The following is a 5,529-nucleotide window of genomic DNA, read 5'->3' as shown; positions in this document are numbered from 1 at the left end:
GCCCAGCCACATCCATGGCGAGGGCGAGGCCAACCGCACCGATTCGCTGCGGTAGGTGTTGCCACGCGAGCGACCGGACAGCTGCGAATGCAGGCCGCCGCCAAGCGCCTGGTCGATGGTGTCGCGCACCATCGTGGCGCAGTTGGCGGTGTAGTAGTCGTAGTGGTAGCGCGCGTTCTCGGGCTTGGCGCGTTCGGCCAGGCCTGCGGCCAGCGTGCGGGCCTGCTGCGGGTCCAGGTCCAGCCACTGGATGCTGGCGCCGCGGCCGCTCTCGCGGTAGTACGACATGTCTTCGTCCAGCGGCAGCGCCACCAGGTAGTACATCATGTCGCCGCGCACGAAGCGGCCGATGAAGTCCGGCTCGCCCGGATCGAAATAGCCGAAGTTGTAGGAGATGGCCTGGCCATTGCGCGGGTCCAGGACGACCAGCGCATCGTGGCCGAAGCGCTCGAAGAAGATCTCGCCGGGCTGCATGGTCACCACGCCAATGCGTGGCGCCGGGGACATGTCCGCAGCGACACCGGGCGCGGGTGCTTCATCGCTTGCGACCGGCGTATCGGAGGACGTGGCGGCAGCCTCCTGCGCCAGCGCCGCGAACGGGACACTGGCCAGGAGGAGCAACCACGACAGGAACAACAGGCGGCACGACGGCCACCGCTTCAGCAGGGGCCGCATGGCGTTGATCAATCCTCGGTGTCGGTGTCCGCCGACAGCACGGTCACATGGAACGCCTGCACGCGGCGGGCATCGGCACGCGCCACCCGGAACACGAAGCGGTCCAGGCTGAGCTCGTCGCCGGTTTCGGGCAGGTGGCCGATCGCCTCGGTGACCAGGCCCCCGATGGTGTCGTAGTCGTCGTCGGGGAAGTCGGCGCCGAACCGCTCGTTGAAATCCTCGATCGCGGTCAGCGCATCGACCACGTACTGGCCGTCGGCCTGGATGGCGATCTGCGCGGTGTGGTCCTCGGCCTCGTCGTGCTCGTCGTCGATCTCGCCGACGATCTGCTCCAGCACGTCTTCGATGGTGACCAGCCCGGCGACGCCGCCGTACTCATCGACCACGATGGCCATGTGGTTGCGCGAGAGCCGGAACTCCTTGAGCAGCACGTTGAGCTTCTTGGCTTCGGGGATCAGCACCGCCGGGCGCAGCAGTTCGCGCACGTTGGCCGGACCGTGGTCGGCGACCACGCCGCGCAGCAGGTCCTTGGCCAGCAGCACGCCAAGGATGTCGTCCTTGTTGTCGCCGTGCACCGGGAAGCGCGAATGGCCGGATTCGACCACCTGCTTCATCAGTTCCAGGAAGGGCGCCTCCACCGGCAGCGAGACCATCTGCGAACGCGAGATCATCACGTCGCCCACGGTCAGCTCGGCGACCGAAATCGCGCCTTCCATCATGCGTAGGGTGTCGGCGGCGATCAGCCCATCTTCCTGCGCGGTGTGCAGGACCGCCACCAGCTCGTCGCGGGTGTGGGGTTCGCCGGAGAAGGCAGAGGTCAGGCGTTCGAGCCAGCTGCGCTTCTTTTCGTTTTGCTCCACATTGGAGCCACTACTGTCGTCTTCAGACATCTCTGGAAAAAAAGGCACCCGGCGAGCCGGGCGTTGGATTCAGTCTAGCAGGATGCGCGCCGCTGTCAGCGTCCGCCGGCGGGCGCTGCCTTCACGGGCCCGCCGGGGGCGGGGGCGCCCGGGGCGGCGTCCGGGGCCGGTTCCTCCTCCGGCGGCAGGTCCAGGCTGTAGGTGCAGCCGGCCAGGGTCTTGCCGGGGTGGGTCTTGACGGTGGACAGGCTCAGGATCACCGATTCGATCATCGGCTCGCCGGTCGTCGGGTCGGTGACGTCGCGGCTGACCAGCTCGCGCCCGGCCATGAACTTGTCCGGGTTGTCCACGCCATCCTCCAGCGCCAGCCGTTTGGCCATCGGGCGCGGGTCGGCCAGGTCGAGGATGGCCATGATGCTGGCCCCGGCCACGGCGATGTACTCGGTCTGCTGGCCGAATACGGTCACGGGCATGGCCAGGCGGAATTCGCTCATGAATTGATTGGACTGCGGCAGCGGCTGCAGGCCGTTGGCTACCGCCTTGAGCGGGTCGGCCACGACCGGCGCCACCGCGTTGTAGTCGGCCAGCCCCTGCCGGCATTCGATCAGGGCGGCCAGGTCCAGCGGGGCGGCGACGCTGGTGGCGGGCAGCAGGGCCAGCAGGCCCAGGCAGGCGGTCTTGAAGGCGATCATCGAAAATCCGTGGGTCACCGGCGGGCGGCTCAGTTCTCGTTGGCGTAGGGGTCGTCGATGCCCAGTTCGGCCAGGATGTCGCGTTCCAGCTGCTCCATGGCCTCGGCTTCCTTGTCGTCCTCGTGATCCCAGCCCAGCAGGTGCAGCACGCCATGCACGGTCAGGTGCGCATAATGGGCGTTGAGTCGCTTGTCCTGCTCCTCCGCCTCGCGCGCGACCACCGGGGCGCAGATCACCAGGTCCCCGAGCAGCGGGAATTTCACGCCCTTGGGCAGGCCCTCGGGCACCTCGGCCGGGAAGCTCAGCACGTTGGTGGCGTAATCCTTGCCCCGGTAATGCCGGTTCAGCGACTGGCCTTCCTTGGCATCGACCATGCGGATGGCCAGGTCGGCCTCGCGGATGCGGCCCTTGAGCGCGGCGGCAACCCACTTGCGGAAGCTCACCGCCGAGGGCAGCCCGGCACGGGGCAGGGCGTAGCTGACGGCTACATCGAGGCGGACGGGGCCCTTGGTCATGGCGATACCGGTAGTTCAGATCAATCGGAAGTGGACAGTGTACGTCTACTCCGCGCCGGGTTTTACCTGCTGCAGGTCGCGGCGGTCGTACGCGCTGACGATGCGTGCCACCAGCGGGTGGCGGACCACGTCGCGGGCTTCGAAGAAGGTGAAGCTGACGCCCTCGACATCGCGCAGCACCTCGATCGCATCGCGCAGGCCGGATTTGACGTGCTTGGGCAGGTCGGTCTGGGTCAGGTCGCCGGTGACCACGGCGGTCGAGCCGAAGCCGAGACGGGTCAGGAACATCTTCATCTGCTCGACGGTGGTGTTCTGCGCTTCGTCCAGGATCACGTACGCATCGTTGAGCGTGCGCCCGCGCATGTAGGCCAGCGGCGCGATCTCGATGATGTTTTTTTCCAGCAGCTTGAGCACTTTTTCCACGCCCAGCATTTCGTACAGCGCGTCATACAACGGGCGCAGGTACGGGTCCACTTTCTGGCTCAGGTCGCCGGGCAGGAAGCCCAGCTTCTCGCCGGCTTCCACCGCCGGGCGCACCAGGATCAGCCGCTGCACGCGCGACTCGTTCAACGCGTCCACCGCGCTGGCCACTGCCAGGAAGGTCTTGCCGGTACCGGCCGGGCCGATCCCGAAATTGATGTCGTGGGTGGTGATCTGGTGCAGGTAGCGCGCCTGGTTGGCGCCGCGCCCGCGCACCGTGCCGCGCTTGACCTTGATGGTCACGTCCTGCGCCTCATAGGCCCCGTCGACGACGTGTTCGACGTTGGCCTGGTTCAGCCGCAGGTGGATGGCGTGGCTGTCGAAGGTGACCTCGGCCGCTTCGGCGTAGAGGGCCTCGATCAGGGTCTTGGCTTCTTCGATCACCCGCTTGGGGCCGGTCACGCGGAACACAGGGCCGCGGTTGGCGATCTCCACGCCGAGCTTGAGTTCGATCTGGCGCAGGTGCTCGTCGAACGGGCCAGCCAGATTGGCCAGGCGTTCGTTGTCTTCCGGGACCAGGGTGAAGTCGCGTTGTGCAAGTGCCGTCATTGCGTCAGGCAGCCATCGGTCGAAGCGACCCGGCCGCAGCGTTGGGATGGGAAACACAGGGTAGCGCGCAGCCACGTTGGCCGCCAGCGAAGGCGCGGTTCTCCACAGTGTCTGTGCAAGGACGGTGCGGCAACCTGTGGATAGCTTGCGTGGGCCCTAGTGCGGCAGACGATCCGCGGTCGTGGTCAAAAAAGCGTCACGCCGCGCGCGTTCATCCACAGCGGTTGTGGGTGGATGTTGGAGAAACATGTGGATAAGCACCGTGGCGCCCATGGCGGCAAGGGTCTGCGCCAGGTGATCATTTCATGACCAGCGCGGCGTTGACTGACCTCTTCTTCACGGAGGTGTGCGCAAGGCGACGGCGCATCTCCTCCTGCAGAACGGCGTCCGATGTCACTGGTCGTGTCTGTGTCCGGCCGATGGGTGCCGTTGGCTGCGACGGGTCGGCTGGTCCGCGCCGGAACCTCGCTGCTGCAGCTTGAACAGACCCGCACCGCCGCCCACTGCCGGCGGTGCAGGCGCAGTCGCGCGCCKGGTGCGCGGCATTATGCCGCGTGGGGCGCGCTGGTGGGAACGGCGGCCCGAGGTGCCGCCGCCGCTGGCCGGCGCGCCCTCAGCTCGTCACCATCCGCGCGCGCAGCGAATTGCTGTACGCCTCGGTGATCACCACATCGACGAACTGCCCGATCAGGCGCGGGTGCCCGGGGAAATTCACCGAGCGCATGTTCTCGCTCTTGCCGGTCAACTCGTTCGGATCGCGTCGCGAGGGCCCTTCCACCAGCACGGTCTGCACGGTGCCGACCATCTTGGCCGAGATCGCCGCAGCCTGTTCGTTGATGCGCGCCTGCAGGCGCGACAGGCGCGCGTGCTTTTCGGCATCGCTGATCGTGTCTTCCAGATCGGCCGCGGGGGTACCCGGGCGACGCGAGTAGATAAAGGAGAAGCTGTGGTCGAAGCCGATGTCTTCGATAAGCTTCATGGTCTTTTCGAAGTCGGCCTCGGTCTCGCCGGGGAAGCCGACGATGAAGTCCGAGCTGATCGAGATGTCCGGCCGCACGGCGCGCAGCTTGCGGATCTTGGCCTTGAACTCCAGGGCCGTGTAACCGCGTTTCATCGCCGACAACACCTTGTCGCTGCCGGCCTGCACCGGCAGGTGCAGGAAATTGGCCAGCTGCGGCACATCGCGGTAGGCATCCACCAGCGAGTCGCTGAATTCCAGCGGGTGCGAGGTGGTGAACCGGATCCGGCCAACACCGTCGATCTCGGCGATGGTGCGGATCAGCAGGCCCAGGTCGGCGAACTCACCGTCCCCATACGGACCGCGGTAGGCATTGACGTTCTGGCCCAGCAGGTTGATTTCGCGCACACCCTGCGCGGCCAGCTGTGCAACTTCCACCACCACGTCCTCGAAGGGACGGCTGACTTCGGTGCCGCGGGTGTAGGGCACCACGCAAAAGGAGCAGTACTTCGAGCAGCCTTCCATGATCGACACAAACGCCGAACCGCCCTCGGCGCGCGGCTCAGGCAAACGGTCGAACTTCTCGATCTCGGGGAAGCTGATGTCCACCTGCGACTTGCCCGATTCGCGCCGCTGGCGGATCAGCTCCGGCAGCCGATGCAGGGTCTGCGGGCCGAACACCAGGTCCACGTGCGGGGCGCGCTTGATGATCGCCTCGCCTTCCTGCGAGGCCACGCAGCCGCCCACGCCGATGATCACGCCGCGGCCGTTGTTCTTCAGCGCCTTCCAGTAGCCCAGCT

At 66.8% G+C, this 5,529-nt stretch carries 6 protein-coding genes; all 6 read right to left on the bottom strand.

Annotation, left to right across the window (positions count from 1 at the left end):
- A partial coding sequence (locus AC1DQP_RS15525) for a lipoprotein N-acyltransferase Lnb domain-containing protein (protein ID WP_478051952.1) occupies positions 1-675 on the bottom strand: 675 nt, incomplete at its 3' end.
- A gap of 8 nt (positions 676-683) precedes the next feature.
- Positions 684-1,565, bottom strand: a complete 882-nt coding sequence (locus AC1DQP_RS15520; protein ID WP_256776208.1) for an HlyC/CorC family transporter — start codon at positions 1,563-1,565, stop codon at positions 684-686.
- 65 nt (positions 1,566-1,630) lie between these two features.
- Positions 1,631-2,227: a hypothetical protein gene (locus tag AC1DQP_RS15515; RefSeq protein WP_457319087.1), complete on the bottom strand. Its 597-nt coding sequence runs from the start codon at positions 2,225-2,227 to the stop codon at positions 1,631-1,633.
- A 29-nt stretch (positions 2,228-2,256) separates the two neighbouring features.
- Positions 2,257-2,742, bottom strand: coding sequence for an rRNA maturation RNase YbeY (gene ybeY / locus AC1DQP_RS15510; protein WP_256776206.1), 486 nt, complete (start codon positions 2,740-2,742; stop codon positions 2,257-2,259).
- Between the two features lie 45 nt (positions 2,743-2,787).
- Entirely contained in the window at positions 2,788-3,771 is a 984-nt protein-coding gene (locus AC1DQP_RS15505) for a PhoH family protein (protein WP_256776205.1), read from the bottom strand.
- A gap of 613 nt (positions 3,772-4,384) precedes the next feature.
- On the bottom strand, positions 4,385-5,529 hold a 1,145-nt coding region (gene miaB, locus AC1DQP_RS15500; RefSeq protein ID WP_478051951.1), incomplete at its 5' end, for a tRNA (N6-isopentenyl adenosine(37)-C2)-methylthiotransferase MiaB.

Source organism: Stenotrophomonas sp. P5_A8 (genome assembly GCF_056400545.1).
The sequence above is the reverse complement of the archived record's forward strand: the minus strand, read 5'-3'. Positions and strand labels throughout refer to the sequence as shown.